Origin of the sequence: Mariluticola halotolerans (genome assembly GCF_021611515.1) — a bacterium.
Lineage (GTDB): Bacteria > Pseudomonadota > Alphaproteobacteria > Rhizobiales > Devosiaceae > Mariluticola > Mariluticola halotolerans.
Genome location: NZ_CP090960.1, coordinates 847,466 through 860,628 on the forward strand (window position 1 = coordinate 847,466; position 13,163 = coordinate 860,628).

Annotated in this window: 13 protein-coding genes; 7 read left to right on the plus strand and 6 right to left on the minus strand. The window is 58.2% G+C overall.

Annotated elements, in window-relative coordinates:
- The first annotated feature begins 35 nt into the window (after positions 1–35).
- From L1P08_RS04015 to L1P08_RS04045, 7 genes are all read left to right on the plus strand, one after another.
- The gene (locus L1P08_RS04015; RefSeq protein ID WP_303618717.1) at positions 36–1,124 is read left to right on the plus strand and encodes an LptF/LptG family permease; all 1,089 of its coding nucleotides are present in this window, start codon (positions 36–38) and stop codon (positions 1,122–1,124) included.
- Positions 1,121–2,191 (plus strand): LptF/LptG family permease, encoded by a 1,071-nt coding sequence (locus L1P08_RS04020; protein ID WP_303618718.1) that lies wholly within the window; start codon positions 1,121–1,123, stop codon positions 2,189–2,191. Before L1P08_RS04015 ends, L1P08_RS04020 begins: the two co-directional genes overlap by 4 nt.
- Positions 2,192–2,214: 23 nt before the next feature.
- A complete protein-coding gene (locus L1P08_RS04025) occupies positions 2,215–4,476 on the plus strand; it encodes an LPS-assembly protein LptD (RefSeq protein ID WP_303618719.1) in 2,262 nt (753 codons plus the stop codon).
- Positions 4,477–4,594: 118 nt separating this feature from the next.
- Positions 4,595–5,512 (plus strand): peptidylprolyl isomerase family protein, encoded by a 918-nt coding sequence (locus tag L1P08_RS04030; protein WP_303618720.1) that lies wholly within the window; start codon positions 4,595–4,597, stop codon positions 5,510–5,512.
- 9 nt (positions 5,513–5,521) lie between these two features.
- Positions 5,522–6,538, plus strand: coding sequence for a 4-hydroxythreonine-4-phosphate dehydrogenase PdxA (pdxA, locus tag L1P08_RS04035; RefSeq protein ID WP_303618721.1), 1,017 nt, complete (start codon positions 5,522–5,524; stop codon positions 6,536–6,538).
- The gene (rsmA, locus tag L1P08_RS04040) at positions 6,535–7,383 is read left to right on the plus strand and encodes a 16S rRNA (adenine(1518)-N(6)/adenine(1519)-N(6))-dimethyltransferase RsmA (protein ID WP_303618722.1); all 849 of its coding nucleotides are present in this window, start codon (positions 6,535–6,537) and stop codon (positions 7,381–7,383) included. The genes pdxA and rsmA overlap by 4 nt, the downstream gene beginning before the upstream one ends.
- Positions 7,373–7,711, plus strand: a complete 339-nt coding sequence (locus tag L1P08_RS04045; protein ID WP_303618723.1) for a hypothetical protein — start codon at positions 7,373–7,375, stop codon at positions 7,709–7,711. The genes rsmA and L1P08_RS04045 overlap by 11 nt, the downstream gene beginning before the upstream one ends.
- 2 nt (positions 7,712–7,713) lie before the next feature.
- On the opposite strand, the gene gmk is transcribed toward L1P08_RS04045, so the two are convergent.
- The 6 genes from gmk to fabG form a co-directional block, all read right to left on the minus strand.
- Positions 7,714–8,367 carry a guanylate kinase gene (gene gmk / locus L1P08_RS04050; RefSeq protein ID WP_303618724.1) on the minus strand — a complete coding sequence of 218 codons (654 nt, stop codon included), beginning with the start codon at positions 8,365–8,367 and terminating at the stop codon, positions 7,714–7,716.
- 15 nt (positions 8,368–8,382) lie between these two features.
- Entirely contained in the window at positions 8,383–9,276 is an 894-nt protein-coding gene (locus L1P08_RS04055; protein ID WP_303618725.1) for a YicC/YloC family endoribonuclease, read from the minus strand.
- 72 nt (positions 9,277–9,348) lie between these two features.
- On the minus strand, positions 9,349–10,473 hold the full coding sequence (mltG, locus tag L1P08_RS04060; RefSeq protein WP_303618726.1) for an endolytic transglycosylase MltG: 1,125 nt from the start codon (positions 10,471–10,473) through the stop codon (positions 9,349–9,351).
- A 140-nt stretch (positions 10,474–10,613) separates the two neighbouring features.
- A complete protein-coding gene (fabF, locus tag L1P08_RS04065) occupies positions 10,614–11,876 on the minus strand; it encodes a beta-ketoacyl-ACP synthase II (protein WP_303619492.1) in 1,263 nt (420 codons plus the stop codon).
- Positions 11,877–11,908: 32 nt separating this feature from the next.
- Positions 11,909–12,145: an acyl carrier protein gene (locus L1P08_RS04070; RefSeq protein ID WP_303618727.1), complete on the minus strand. Its 237-nt coding sequence runs from the start codon at positions 12,143–12,145 to the stop codon at positions 11,909–11,911.
- Positions 12,146–12,414: 269 nt separating this feature from the next.
- Positions 12,415–13,152, minus strand: coding sequence for a 3-oxoacyl-[acyl-carrier-protein] reductase (gene fabG, locus L1P08_RS04075; protein WP_303618728.1), 738 nt, complete (start codon positions 13,150–13,152; stop codon positions 12,415–12,417).
- Positions 13,153–13,163 lie beyond the last annotated feature (11 nt).

Here is a 13,163-nt window from a genome sequence, read left to right on the forward strand (position 1 = left end):
TTGACCGGCCAGCGCGAAGCTGTACATCTTGAGCCATGACACGCCTCAGCCGATATTTAAGCAAACTATTTGCCATCGAGGCCCTTTCCTTCTTTTTTGTCGCCGCCTTTCTGGTCTGGATTACCCAGGCTTTGCGATTGTTTGATCTTGTCACCGCCAAGGGGCAGGACATGCTGACCCTTTTAGGCCAGTCCTTGCTGACCACGCCGCCGCTGGCGCTGGCGATCATCTATATCTGCATGGGCATTGGCATGGCGCGTGCCTTGCGGTCCTTGCAGGATTCGCGTGAACTGCATTCGATTCATTCCAGCGGCAGAACCCGTGCCCTTTGGGGTGCGGTCACCATTTTCGTTCTTGGCGGGGTTATTGCCGTCTCGCTATTTGCCCATGTCATCGAGCCTTGGTCGAAACGCGCCTATTCCCAATGGTCTGAAGAAGTTGCTGCCGACCTTGTGGGCCGGGCGCTTAATCCGCACCGATTCTCGGAAGTGGTGCCGGGCCTGTTCATCGTTATCGGTGGCCGCGACGCAGACGGCACGATCCGCGACTTCTTCGCTGACGACAAGCGCGCACCGGACACAGAACGCACTTATATCGCCGATCGCGCGGTCATCGTTTTTGATGATCAGGGCTATAATCTCAGTCTCGAAGATGGCGCGGTGCAATATATCCGCAAAGGGGAGCAATTCACCGAGGTCGAATTCAACCGCTATGAACTCAGTCTAGACAGGTTGACTGATGACGGCGGCATTGCCAGCGGGCTGGAACAGAAAGGCAGTCTCACCATCATTGCCGAGGGGATCTCCAATGGCGGGCTGACCGCCCTCGCATGGCGAAAACTGAACGAACGCCTTGCCGAGGCGACACGGGTGATTGCCCTTTGCCTTGTGGTCGCCGCGCTTGCCGCCTTCCCTCACGCCCGGCGTGGCCGTGACAGGCTGCCGATTGAGGTCACTGTTCTGGTTCTTGGTCTCGCCGACCGGACGCTCAGTTCCATCACCGCTGCCTGGCCGGTTATCGGCCCGCATTTCGGCGCGATATGCCTTATGGCAATTGCAATTTTGTTCTTCGTGCGCGAGAATTTCAGCTTCAGATTGCGCCTGCCGCAGTGGCGGGCCGCATGAGCCGGATCGACAGGCTCATAAGTCGGCGCGTCGCCTCGCGGATCGCCGTTGTGGTGCTGGTTTTTGCCGGCCTGATTGGCCTTACGGAATCGCTGGATGGCTGGCGCTACCAGTTCCTGTCCGAAAATCAGGGGCCGGAATTCGCCCTGCTCGCCATTTTTGCGGCGGCGGCGCGCTGGAGCATAAAAGTGCTGCCCGTGACCGTTCTGATTGGCGCGATCATCGCCCTTCTGGACCTGCAGGGGCACCGTGAACTGATGGTGATCAAGGCGGGCGGCATTTCCATCTGGCGGATCGTGCGCGGCCCGATCCTGTTCGTATTGGTTGCCAGCCTCGGCGTCAGTCTTGTGGTTGACGGCTGGGTCACGCAACTAAATCGCGGCATTCTCACTGTGCCCCGCCTCACCACCACGGAAATCGGTGGTCCCAATCAGGTATGGGTTGAACAGGAAGCGGCAACGGGGCGGTTCGTGGTCCAGGCCACCCGCGCGGGCCGTGAGCCGCATATTCTGCGTGACGCGACTTTTTTCATGCCGGCCGGCCAGAGCGTCAGCCGCATCATCGCTGAAACAGCGACCCTGCAATTTGAGAAATGGCATTTGGAGAACGCGACGCTTTTGTCGTCAAACAAGTTCCCGATTGAAGTGTCCGAATATGACGTTCCAACCACCAGTACCCGGGCTGATCTGGAGCTGCGGCTGGCCGCGACTGACGACTTCACCTTTTTTGAGCTGCGGCAGGCTCTTGCAACCGGTTTGTCCGATCCGGTGGCCCGGGCTGCGGCAGAAATGCGTTATGCAAAACTTTTAGCCCTTCCAGCCCTGCTAATTGGGTCATTGTTAATTGCTTTTGCATTTACTGCCGGTTATCGAAGGACAGGTTCATATGGCAGTACGATATTGTACGGTATCGTACTGGGGTTTGTTGTGTTTGTGATTACCGAGATGGCCGACCGGGCTGGGTCTGCCGGCGTTCTGGATCCCACATTCGCAGCCTGGGGGCCAGCGATCGTGGCGATCGTCATTGGTTTGACGGTATTGCTGCACAAAGAGGATGGGCGAGCGTAATGCGTCGACGCCGCGAGACAGGTTTGAAATCAGCACTGCGGCAGGCTTTGGCCAGCGCGGCTCTGTTCGCCTGCCTCACCGCCAGCGCGCCCGCTTTTGCCCTCACCCTTCTGCCCGATGGCTTTTTTGACCGTGTTCCGGCGCCGGGCGACGGCAAGGCCTCAATCGAGGCGGATTATCTTTCCCAGGACAGAAATGGTGTTGTCACCGCCAGCGGCCAGGTCGGCATGGCCTATAACGGCTATTACGCGACAGCGGACCGTCTGATCTACAATCAGAAAACACAGGACGTCGAACTGATCGGCAATGTGGTCATGCGTGACCCGGACGGGAATGAATATTCCTCCGGTCAGGTCAACATCACCGGCAATTTCAAGCTGGCTGTGCTGCAGTCGATGGTCATGGTCGCCAAGAATGGCGCGATGGTCACCTCGACCGCAACGGATCATGATGAAGACGACGTCACCATTCTGGAGAATGGCACCTACGCGCCCTGCGGCACCTGTATTGACGCCAATGGCAAACGGATCGGCTGGCGCATTCGCACCGAACGCATGATCTATGACAAGGATAACGAGCTGATCGATATGGATCAGCCAATTCTTGAAATTCTCGGCGTGCCCGTTGCCTGGCTGCCATGGGTCCGACTGCCCGACCCCTCAAACCCGCGCGCCAAGGGTTTTCGTCTGCCCACCTATGCCTATAGCGAGCGGATCGGCCTGAAACTCGAGTTCCCGTATTTTTACGCCTATGGCCGCGACGTCGACATCACGCTGACGCCCATGCTGCTGTCGCGTCAGGGTGGCTTGTTGAGCGGCACTGTCGACCATCGGCTGCAAGGGATGGGCGAATATTCCGTCACCGCCTCTGGCCTTTACCAGATGGACCGCAGTGCCTTTGCCGGCACGGTTGGGGACAGCGAATGGCGCGGCGCCATTCAAACCAGCACCAAATTCACCCCCAGCAAAGAATGGACAATCGGCACCGACTATTCGATCCTTTCCGACCGTGCCTATCTGAGCCATTACCTGTTGCCGACGCGCAAATCTTCGATCAACCAGATTTATGCCGAATACCTCACTCCGCAGACTTTTGCCGATATACGTGTGCAGGAATTCGTTGTTCTGGGTGAAGCAACACAGGCTGATCAGGACGAACAGGCGCTCGCCCTGCCCGTTGCACGGATCGAGCACGTTCAGCAGCTTGATGACGATATGGGCCAGGTCAATGTATCGGGTAGCCTGCTCAATGCGCGCCGCGCCGCCGATAGCGTGGCGACCGCAAATGGTGTCACCTATGTCGAGGGTTATGCGGAGAACAAGCAGCACGGCACGCTGGAGGCGGGCTGGACCAAACAATGGACCACTTCTGCCGGCGTCCTGCTCACGCCCTATGCCGGGCTGCGCGCCGACTTCGCGCATTATGATGGCGGCAGTGCGCTCGACCCGAATGCCCGGGAACTCTATAACCTGACGCCGATTGCCGCGCTCGACATGCGCTATCCCTTTGTCGCAGTTGATGGCGGTTCAACGCATATCATCGAGCCGATTGCGCAGATTGTTTATCGTGGCAGTGATCAGACCGCGGTTGGCATCACCAATGACGATGCGCAAAGCTTTGTGTTCGATGACACCAATCTGTTCAGTTTCAATCGCTTCTCGGGCAGCGACCGGCAGGAAACCGGATTGCGCACCAATATCGGCGCGCATTATCTGGCTAACTTCGAAGATGGCAGCTATCTCGATTTCATGGCCGGACAGTCTTTCCATCTCGGCGGCGTCAATGCCCTTGGCATCAGCGACACGGCCCAGACCGGCACCAGTTCGGGCCTCGGCAACACCAGTTCCTATATCGTTGCCGGCGTTCAGGGTGCGGTAAACGAGTATTTCAGTTTTGGCGCAAAAGTGCAGCTTGACCCCAGCGACATCAGGATCAAGCGCACGGCGCTGACCGGCACGGTCAAGTATCAGGAGTGGTCAGCGACGCTTGACTACGCCTTCGCCGCGGCCGATCCGTTACTCGGCGCCCCAACCGACCAGCAGGATATCGGTGGTTCCCTGCGTGTGCCGGTTTATGAGTACTGGTATGCGAAAGCGTCAGTTGGTTTTGACATGACCAATGGCGAATTTCTCGGCCGTTCAGCCTCGCTCACCTATGATGACGGCTATTTCTCGATCAGCGGCATCTACACCGCGTCGGGCGCAGAAGCGTTCAATCCCGCTTCGCAAAGCTACAAGATTTCCTTCCAGTTGAAGAGCCCGGATGGCTCTGGCTATAGTTTCTGACGGGATTTCGCGCAAAAGACAGACCCTATCCTTAAGCGAGGAAACGCTGGTACAAACTGATTTTGGCCGCAATTTTTTCGCATACGCTTAAGTTGAACAAAATATGCCGAGGCAAGAAATGAAGTTTACGCGTTTTATCTTCGCGATTTCTGCAATGCTGCTGCTGGCAGGCAGCTTCACCGCGCCGGCCCGGGCGGATGCAGTGCGCGTCACCGTCAATGGCACACTCATCACCGACACGCAGATCTCGCTGCGCGCGGGCTTGTTGCGCCTTGAAGGACGCGGCAGTTCCAACAGCGCGCGCCTCCAGATGGCGTCGGACGAACTGGTGGAAGAAGCGCTCAAGCTGCAGGAAGCCGAGCGTTTAAAGATCACCGTTACAGACAAGCAGATCACCGAGGGTTATCTTGGCGTCGCCCGTAACCTGCGGGTCAGTGTCGACAAGCTGAATCAGATTCTGAGAGCCAGCGGCGTGAACGTGCAAACGCTCAAGGACCGCCTGAAGGCCGGACTTGCCTGGCAGGCCATTACCCAGACCGCAGTTGTGCCGCGGGTGCAGATTTCCGATCTGGAACTGGACCAGAAGGCCGCTGGCGCGCTGGATGACAGCTCGAGCTATGATTACATGCTCAAGGAAATCCTGTTCATCATCCCCAAGGGTTCGAAAACCTCGGCCTCCAAACGGACTGCGCAGGCCAATCAGTATCGCAAAAGCTTTCAGGGTTGCGACAGTGCTGTCGATCTCTCGCTCTCATACACCGATGCCGCTGTAATCGACGTGGGCCGCCGTCATGCGACCCAACTGCCCGATCCGATTGCCAAGGAACTGGCCGGGTTGCAGAACGGGGGCATTACCAAGCCACGCGTCTCAGAATCGGGCGTGTCCATGCTCGCCGTTTGCTCCAAATCCAGCGCACGCGATCTGACCTTCCTCAAAAGCGAGCTGCGTCAGGAACAAGGCACAGAAAAGCTTCAGGACGAAGCCTCCGATTATCTTGTACGGCTGAAAGAACGCGCCGCCATCACCTATCGTTAGGCCGCTGTCATGGTTGAGCGCGCGCAACTGCCTCTGGCGCTTTCCATGGGCGAACCGGCAGGCATCGGACCAGACCTGATCCTGCAGCTTTATGCCCAGCGTCAGGCGCTCAATCTGCCCGTCTTTATCGTTTATGGCGCGGTCCCGTTTTTGCGGGCCCGCGCCAAACGGCTTGGCCTTCAGATCGATATTGCGGCCTGCACCCCGGACAAGGCCGGTGAAATCTTTGCCACCCAACTGCCTGTCGTTGATATTGCGGGCGCGGTCGAGGATCTTCCCGGCAAACTGGATGAAACGGCAGCCCCTGTGGTGATCGAGGCGATTGCCCGTGCCGTTGCCGATATCGGGTCGCACAAATGCAGCGCATTGGTGACCGCCCCCATCCACAAGGCCGCGCTTTATGGTGCCGGGTTCACCCATCCCGGCCATACCGAATATCTGGCAGCGCTTTGTCAGGCAGATGGTGTGACCCCCATGCCTGTCATGATGCTGGCGCATGAGGATTTGCGCACAGTGCCCATGACAATCCACGTGCCGCTCAAAGACGTCGCACCCATGATAAGCCGGGAGCGTATTCTCGATACGGCCCGGATTGTCGCAACGGACTTAAAGACCCGCTTCGGTATCAGCAAACCCAAACTGGCGATTGCCGGCCTCAACCCGCATGCGGGAGAGGACGGCACAATCGGGATTGAGGAGCGCGATATCATTGGCCCGGCCATTGCCGAATTGCAGGCAGACGGTGTGGACGCCGTCGGCCCGCTTTCCGCCGACACATTGTTCTATCCGCCGCACTGGCGCAAATATGACGTTGTGATCGCGATGTATCACGATCAGGCGCTTATACCGATCAAGACCGTCGCCTTTGATGCAGGCGTCAATGTCACCCTGGGGCTGCCCATTGTGCGTACATCGCCAGATCACGGCACAGCGCTCGATCTGGCAGGTACCGGCAGCGCATCGACGTCCAGCATGCTCGCAGCGATCCGTTTGGCCCAGCAGATGGCATCGAGGCCTGCTGCATGAGCCAGATTGACGGATTACCGCCGCTACGCGATGTCATTGCCACGCACGGGCTGCAGGCAAAAAAAGAACTGGGGCAGAATTTTCTGCTCGATCTCAACCTCACCGCACGAATCGCGCGCGCGGCCGGCCGGCTTGAAGGCTGTACGGTGATTGAAGTCGGCCCCGGCCCCGGCGGGCTTACCCGGGCATTGCTGGCGGAAGGCGCGGAAAAGGTCATTGCCATTGAACGGGATGATCGCGCCCTGCCCGCGCTGGCTGAAATAGCCGCGGCCTATCCGGACCGGCTCGAGGTCATCGCCGCCGATGCGCTGGAAATCGACTATCGGGCGCTTGCTGACGGTCGTCCGGTCAAGATCGTTGCCAACCTGCCCTATAATATTGCCACGCCCCTGCTGACCGGCTGGCTGACCAGCGATCCATGGCCACCCTATTTCGACAGCTTGACCCTGATGTTCCAAAAGGAAGTGGCAGAACGCATCTGCGCCACACCCGGCGGCAAGGTCTATGGGCGGCTGGGCGTATTGGCCGGTTGGCGCACCCAGGCTCATATCGCATTCAACGTGGATCGCAGCGCCTTTACCCCGCCACCCAAGGTGACCTCATCCATCGTCCATCTGCAGCCCCGCATTGTGGATGAGACCATTCCGGTCAAGGTGCTGGAAAATGTGACCCGCGCCGCCTTCGGGCAACGCCGCAAAATGATCCGGCAAAGCCTCAAGGGCCTTGGCATCCCGGTGGAAGAACTGTTGACGGCAGCCGGTCTCAAAGGCACGGAACGAGCTGAAGAACTCCCCGTTGCGACATTTCTCGAACTGGCCCAAGCGGTCACGCGGCATGGAAAGTAAGCATTTCCTTCTTGCCGCGCTCTATCTGGGGCCATTCCTCTTGCCCGTGTTCATGCCGGGGTGGCGCCGCCTGTCCGTCATCGGCGCGATTGGTCTGGCCTTCGGGATTTGGCTGCTTGTCTTCAAGCTCAATGAAACCGGCGGCCTGTCATTGGCCGTTGAAAAGGTGTTTTACGCCATAGCCTTCTGGGGCTTGGCAGCCGGCATCTGCACCCGCGTGATCACGTTGGCTCTGGCACCGCGCAGCGTACCCTTTTGGGTTATTTCCGTGATCACCATTGCCGGGGCATTGGTGCCGCCAGCCGTGTTTCTTTTCGGCTTGAAATAGCGTCAGGTTTTTGAGGTCTGCAGCGCGTCGATCTGTTGCTGCAGCCCGGTGACGAAATCACCGATACCCGCCTGCCGACGCCGCCAGAGACGCGATGCCGCCAGAATGGCGCTCACATCGTTGCAACTCTTCTCAAGATCGTCATTGACCAGCACATAATCATACTCGTCCCAATGGGCCATTTCCTCGCGCGCATTGATGAGGCGGCGGTTGATCACTTCGTCACTGTCCTGCGCCCGGTGCTCAAGCCGGTATTTCAATTCAGCAATGGTCGGGGGCAGAATGAAAACCGTCACCATATCCGGACGGCATTTCTTGGTCAGCTGCTGGGTGCCCTGCCAGTCGATATCAAACAGAATGTCACGGCCTGCCGCGATCTGTTCTTCCACCTGCGCCTTTGGTGTGCCGTAAAAATTCCCATGCACTTCGGCCCATTCCAGCAATTCATCATTGCGGCGCATCGATTCAAACCCGGCCGGGGTGATGAAATGATAATGGACCCCATCCATCTCGCTCGTACGGCGCGGACGCGTGGTTACAGAGACGGACAGCGCGATATTGTCGTCCTGGGCCAGAATGGTTCGGGAGATGGACGTTTTGCCGGCACCGGACGGCGAAGCGATGACCAGCATCACACCGCGACGTTCAAAATTCATGGCCAAGCTCCAAACCTATTCTATATTTTGCACCTGCTCCCGCAATTGATCGATGACGGCCTTCAGGTCAAGCCCGATTGCGGTCAAATCAACGGCGTTCGATTTGGAACAGAGTGTATTGGCTTCCCGGTTAAACTCCTGTGAAAGAAAATCGAGCTTGCGGCCCACCGGTCCGCCATTGGCGATCAATTGCCGGGCCGACTTGATATGGGCGGTCAGCCGGTCAAGCTCCTCGCGGATATCGGCCTTGGTGGCCAGCAGCATCGCTTCCTGATGTAGCCGTTCCTCGGAAAGGCCGGAGCCGGCCACATCCAGATCGGCAACCTGTTCGCGCAAACGCGCCAGAATCGCCTCGCGGCTGCGCGAGGGGTGCTCTTCCGCCTGTTTGGTCAGCGCCTCAATTTCCTCAATCCGCGATATCAGGACATTGGTCAGGCGGTCGCCTTCGGTGCGTCGCGATGCGACCAGATCATCAAGGCAGATATCCACCTGCTCCAGTATCATTGCGTGCAGGTTTTCCTCGGCCTCCGCTGTCATCGAGGTTTCGCGGGTCTCCAGCACGCCTTGCAGGGCGAGCACACCATCGAGACGCGGGCGATCTGCCTCCACCCGCCCGGCCAATGCATCAAGGGCATCCAGAACAGCCCCCAGCGCCTGCTGGTTGATAACAACTTCACGGCCCGCGCCGTCACGTTGCAAGGAAATCGACAGGGACACGGCACCGCGCGCCAGCGTATCGCCAATGCGCCGGCGCAGTTCAGGCTCAAGCGCGTCGAGGCCGGGGGCCAGGCGCATCCGCACGTCCAGACCGCGTGAATTGACGGATTTGATTTCTATCTGAAATCGGCAGCCAAGGGCCGCCCCGCCCGCACGGGCATAACCCGTCATCGACGCCAGGGGATGGGTCATTTGTCTCATCCTTCGTCTTCCGAATGTTCGGCCAAGCCTCGCCTCCAAGCCGGAGGTGCAGCCCCGGTCACTTTAATTGGCCGTCTCGCTGGCCGATGTGTCCTGACCCGCCTTGGCCGCGGCTTCTGCCTCAAGCAGGTCCCGTGCGGCCTCTGCCTCGGCCTCTTCCTGGGCCGCAGCCTCCTTCAAGGCCTTGCGATAGAGCGCCACATTCTTGCGATGTTCATCATAAGAGGGGGCGAAAAGATGGCCTTCAGACGGATTTGCGCCAGCGGCTACGAAATAAAGGGATTTGCTTTCCGCCGGATTCGCCACAGCGCGCATGGCCTCAATCCCCGGATTGGCGATCGGTCCGGCGGGCAGGCCTGCAATTTTATAAGTATTATACGGGGTCTCGGCTTCCAGCTCTGAACGCTTCAATCCCCGCCCAAGCGGCCCCTGCCCGTTTGTGATGCCGTAGATCGTGGTGGGATCAGATTGCAGGCGCATGTTGAAATTGAGCCGGTTGATGAAAACGGCAGCCACTTCGGGTCGTTCGCTGGCAATGCCGGTCTCTTTCTCGACGATGGAGGCGAGAATAACCAGTTCCTCAGGGGTTTCCACCGGCAGGTCGGGTTGCCGGCTCTCCCATATTTCCGCCAGCGCTTCCGTCTGGGCGTCCTGCATACGTTTGATAATGCTATCCCGCTCGTCTCCGCGTTCATAAACATATGTATCCGGCAACAAGGCCCCTTCTGCCGGCTGGAGCGTGATTTCGCCCGACAGATTGCTGTCAGCATTTACCCGCTCGATCACCTGCCAGGTCGTGAACCCTTCGGGAATGGTCACCGAATAGGTGATCGGGGTGCCCTCTGTCAGTTCCTTGAGCACCTCGGCCATGGAGGAACCCTTGGCGATCCGGTATTCACCGGCTTTCAGCGCCCGTTCCTTCTTTTGCGTCAACGTACCGAACTGGAAAACCCAGCGATTGGACACAATGCCGGCGTCTTCAAGCTGCCCGGCAATGGTCGACAATCCGGTGCCGCGCTGCACCTGAAATTGCGTCTCTTCTGCAAGTTTGCCGTCGGCATAAAACGTATGCGCACCATAGAAAAAGAGCCCGACGACGACGACAATGCCGAGAACGAGCAAGGACAGCGCGCCATTTACAATTTCGACGAGGCCGTTGCGGCGGCGTCTGTTTTTTGTTTTTTTCATGAACCGGTACGTATTGGAATAGAGGGCTCAATTGTCCCAATGAATGCGGCAAAAACAAGAGATTTACGTGGTACAGCCACAACTTATTGACCCCGCGGCAGGCACTTTTTCAGCCCCTGGCGGTGCGGTGCAACAGCCGGTCAGTCGGCCGTGCGAAAGATCAGTGTCGCATTCGTGCCGCCGAATCCGAACGAATTGGACAGAACGGTGTTGATTTCTTTCTTCACCGGCTGGTTCGGTGCCAGATTAACCTCGGTATCGACCGAGGGATTATCCAGATTGATCGTCGGCGGCGCAATATTGTCACGCATGGCCAATAGCGAGAAGATGGCCTCCACAGCCCCCGCAGCACCCAACAGATGCCCGATTGCCGATTTGGTCGAGGACATGACAACCTTGCCCGCCGCATCGCCCAGAAGCCGGGTCACCGCCCCCAGTTCGATCTCGTCACCCAGAGGGGTCGAGGTGCCATGGGCGTTGATATAATCAATATCGGAGGCTTCGATACCAGCCCGCTTGATTGCCGCGGACATGCAGCGGAAACCGCCATCGCCATCCGCTGCCGGGGCGGTGATGTGATAGGCATCGCCGGAGAGGCCATAGCCGATGACTTCACCATATATTTTCGCCCCGCGCGCCTTGGCGTGCTCATATTCCTCAAGCACGACAACACCGGCGCCCTCACCCATGACAAAACCGTCGCGGGCCTTGTCATAGGGGCGCGATGCCCGTGTGGGGTCATCATTAAATCCGGTCGACAGCGCCTTGCAGGCGGCAAAGCCCGCCAATGACAGCCGGTTGACCGGTGATTCTGTGCCGCCCGCGACCATGACATCGGCATCGCCGAAGGCGATAAGCCGCGCTGCGTCGCCCAGTGCATGGGCACCGGTGGAACAGGCCGTCACCACGGAATGGTTGGGGCCTTTCAGTTTGTGGCGGATAGAGACATGCCCGGAGGCAAGATTGATCAGGCGGCCCGGAATAAAGAACGGGCTCACCCGGCGCGGACCTTTTTCATAAAGCGTGATCGCGGCATCATAAATGCCCCCGATACCGCCAATGCCGGAGCCGATGAGCACGCCCGCCCGCTCCTGATCCTCGGTTTTTGAAAGATCAATGCCGCTATCGGCAATCGCCTGATCTGCAGCGGCCATCGCAAAGACGATAAATGGATCGACCTTGCGCTGTTCCTTGGGTTCCATCCAGTCATCTGGATTGAACCGCCCCTCGGATTTCTCGCCTAGGGGAATGCGGCAGGCGATCTGGCAAGCCAGATCGTCTACTTCAAAATCGTCTACGCGAACTGCACCGCTTTTGGCTGCGAGTATGTTTGACCAAACCGGTTCGATACCGCAGCCCAAAGGGCTGACGATACCCATGCCAGTGACAACAACCCGCCGCAGTTGCATAGTGCCTCCAGAAGTTCCCAGAGAACTTATGCGGTCGCTTTTGTCAGAAACCCTACAGCGTCACCAAAGGTCTGGATGCCTTCAGCAGCATCGTCAGGGATCTCAACCGAGAATTCCTCTTCGAATGCCATTACGAGTTCGACCTGATCGAGCGAATCTGCGCCGAGATCATCGATAAAGCTGGCCTTCTCCGTGACCTTTTCCGCCTCAACATTGAGGTGCTCGACAACGATCTTACGTACGCGATCTGCGATGTCGCTCATGGTATGTTTCCTTTTCAACGAACTGATTTGTTCTAACTTTAAGCCGCAAAGCCTGTTTCTGTGTCAATGCACAAGCTTTGTAGTTCACCGCACTTTAGCGGGTTTCTTTGCACTCACAAGACACTCTCATGCGCACATTGAGCGCGCCACTAACACACTTTTTCGAGCTTGGCCATATCGCCAAACCACCGTTTCCGCCAGTTTTAACCCGCTAAGGCCTCAATGGGCCGCAGCGGAACTGGCAGAAGCCGGTTCAAGGGTAATATACCCTATATCATGGCCATGCCGCCATTAATGTTCAGCGTCTGCCCGGTAACATAGCCAGCCTCTTCACTGGCAAGGAAAACCGCACAGGCGGCAACTTCTGCGGCACTCCCCAGCCGCCCGGCCGGAATCTTGCCCAAAATGGCCTCACGCTGCTTGTCGTTCAGCTCATCGGTCATGGCAGAACCGATAAAGCCCGGCGCAATGGTGTTCGCGGTGATATTGCGCGACGCAACCTCATGGGCCAGTGATTTGGTCATGCCGATCATGCCGGCCTTGGAGGCGGCATAATTGCCCTGGCCCGGATTGCCGGTCACCCCAACAACAGATGAAATACCGATAATACGGCCATAGCGCTGCTTCATCATGCCGCGCAGGGCCGCCCGGCACAGATGAAAGCTTGCAGTCAGATTGACCGCGATCACTTCATCCCATTCCGCGTCCTTCATGCGCATGAACAAATTGTCCCGCGTCACACCGGCATTGTTGATCAGAATATCGAGACCGCCCATGGCCTCTTCCGCCTGCGGCACCAAACGGTCCACCGCTTCCAGATCATTCAGCTTGCAGGGCAGAATGTGGCTTTTGCCGGTCAGCGCCGCAGCTGTCGCTTCAAGCGCCTCAACGCGGGTACCACTCAGGGAAACTTCCGCGCCTGCCGCTGAAAGCGCAGTGGCGATTTCGCGGCCGATACCGCCGCTTGCGCCTGTCACCAGCGCCTTTTTTCCGCTCAGATCGAACATGTCATATCCTC

Bases quoted from the DNA above. Each gene is read 5' to 3' on its own strand.
- L1P08_RS04015 (WP_303618717.1), top strand. From the start codon at position 36: ATGACACGCCTCAGCCGATATTTAAGCAAACTATTTGCCATCGAGGCC.
- L1P08_RS04020 (WP_303618718.1), top strand. From the start codon at position 1,121: ATGAGCCGGATCGACAGGCTCATAAGTCGGCGCGTCGCCTCGCGGATC.
- L1P08_RS04030 (WP_303618720.1), top strand. From the start codon at position 4,595: ATGAAGTTTACGCGTTTTATCTTCGCGATTTCTGCAATGCTGCTGCTG.
- pdxA (WP_303618721.1), top strand. From the start codon at position 5,522: ATGGTTGAGCGCGCGCAACTGCCTCTGGCGCTTTCCATGGGCGAACCG.
- rsmA (WP_303618722.1), top strand. From the start codon at position 6,535: ATGAGCCAGATTGACGGATTACCGCCGCTACGCGATGTCATTGCCACG.
- L1P08_RS04045 (WP_303618723.1), top strand. From the start codon at position 7,373: ATGGAAAGTAAGCATTTCCTTCTTGCCGCGCTCTATCTGGGGCCATTC.
- gmk (WP_303618724.1), bottom strand. From the start codon at position 8,367: ATGAATTTTGAACGTCGCGGTGTGATGCTGGTCATCGCTTCGCCGTCC.
- L1P08_RS04055 (WP_303618725.1), bottom strand. From the start codon at position 9,276: ATGACCCATCCCCTGGCGTCGATGACGGGTTATGCCCGTGCGGGCGGG.
- mltG (WP_303618726.1), bottom strand. From the start codon at position 10,473: ATGAAAAAAACAAAAAACAGACGCCGCCGCAACGGCCTCGTCGAAATT.
- L1P08_RS04070 (WP_303618727.1), bottom strand. From the start codon at position 12,145: ATGAGCGACATCGCAGATCGCGTACGTAAGATCGTTGTCGAGCACCTC.
- fabG (WP_303618728.1), bottom strand. From the start codon at position 13,152: ATGTTCGATCTGAGCGGAAAAAAGGCGCTGGTGACAGGCGCAAGCGGC.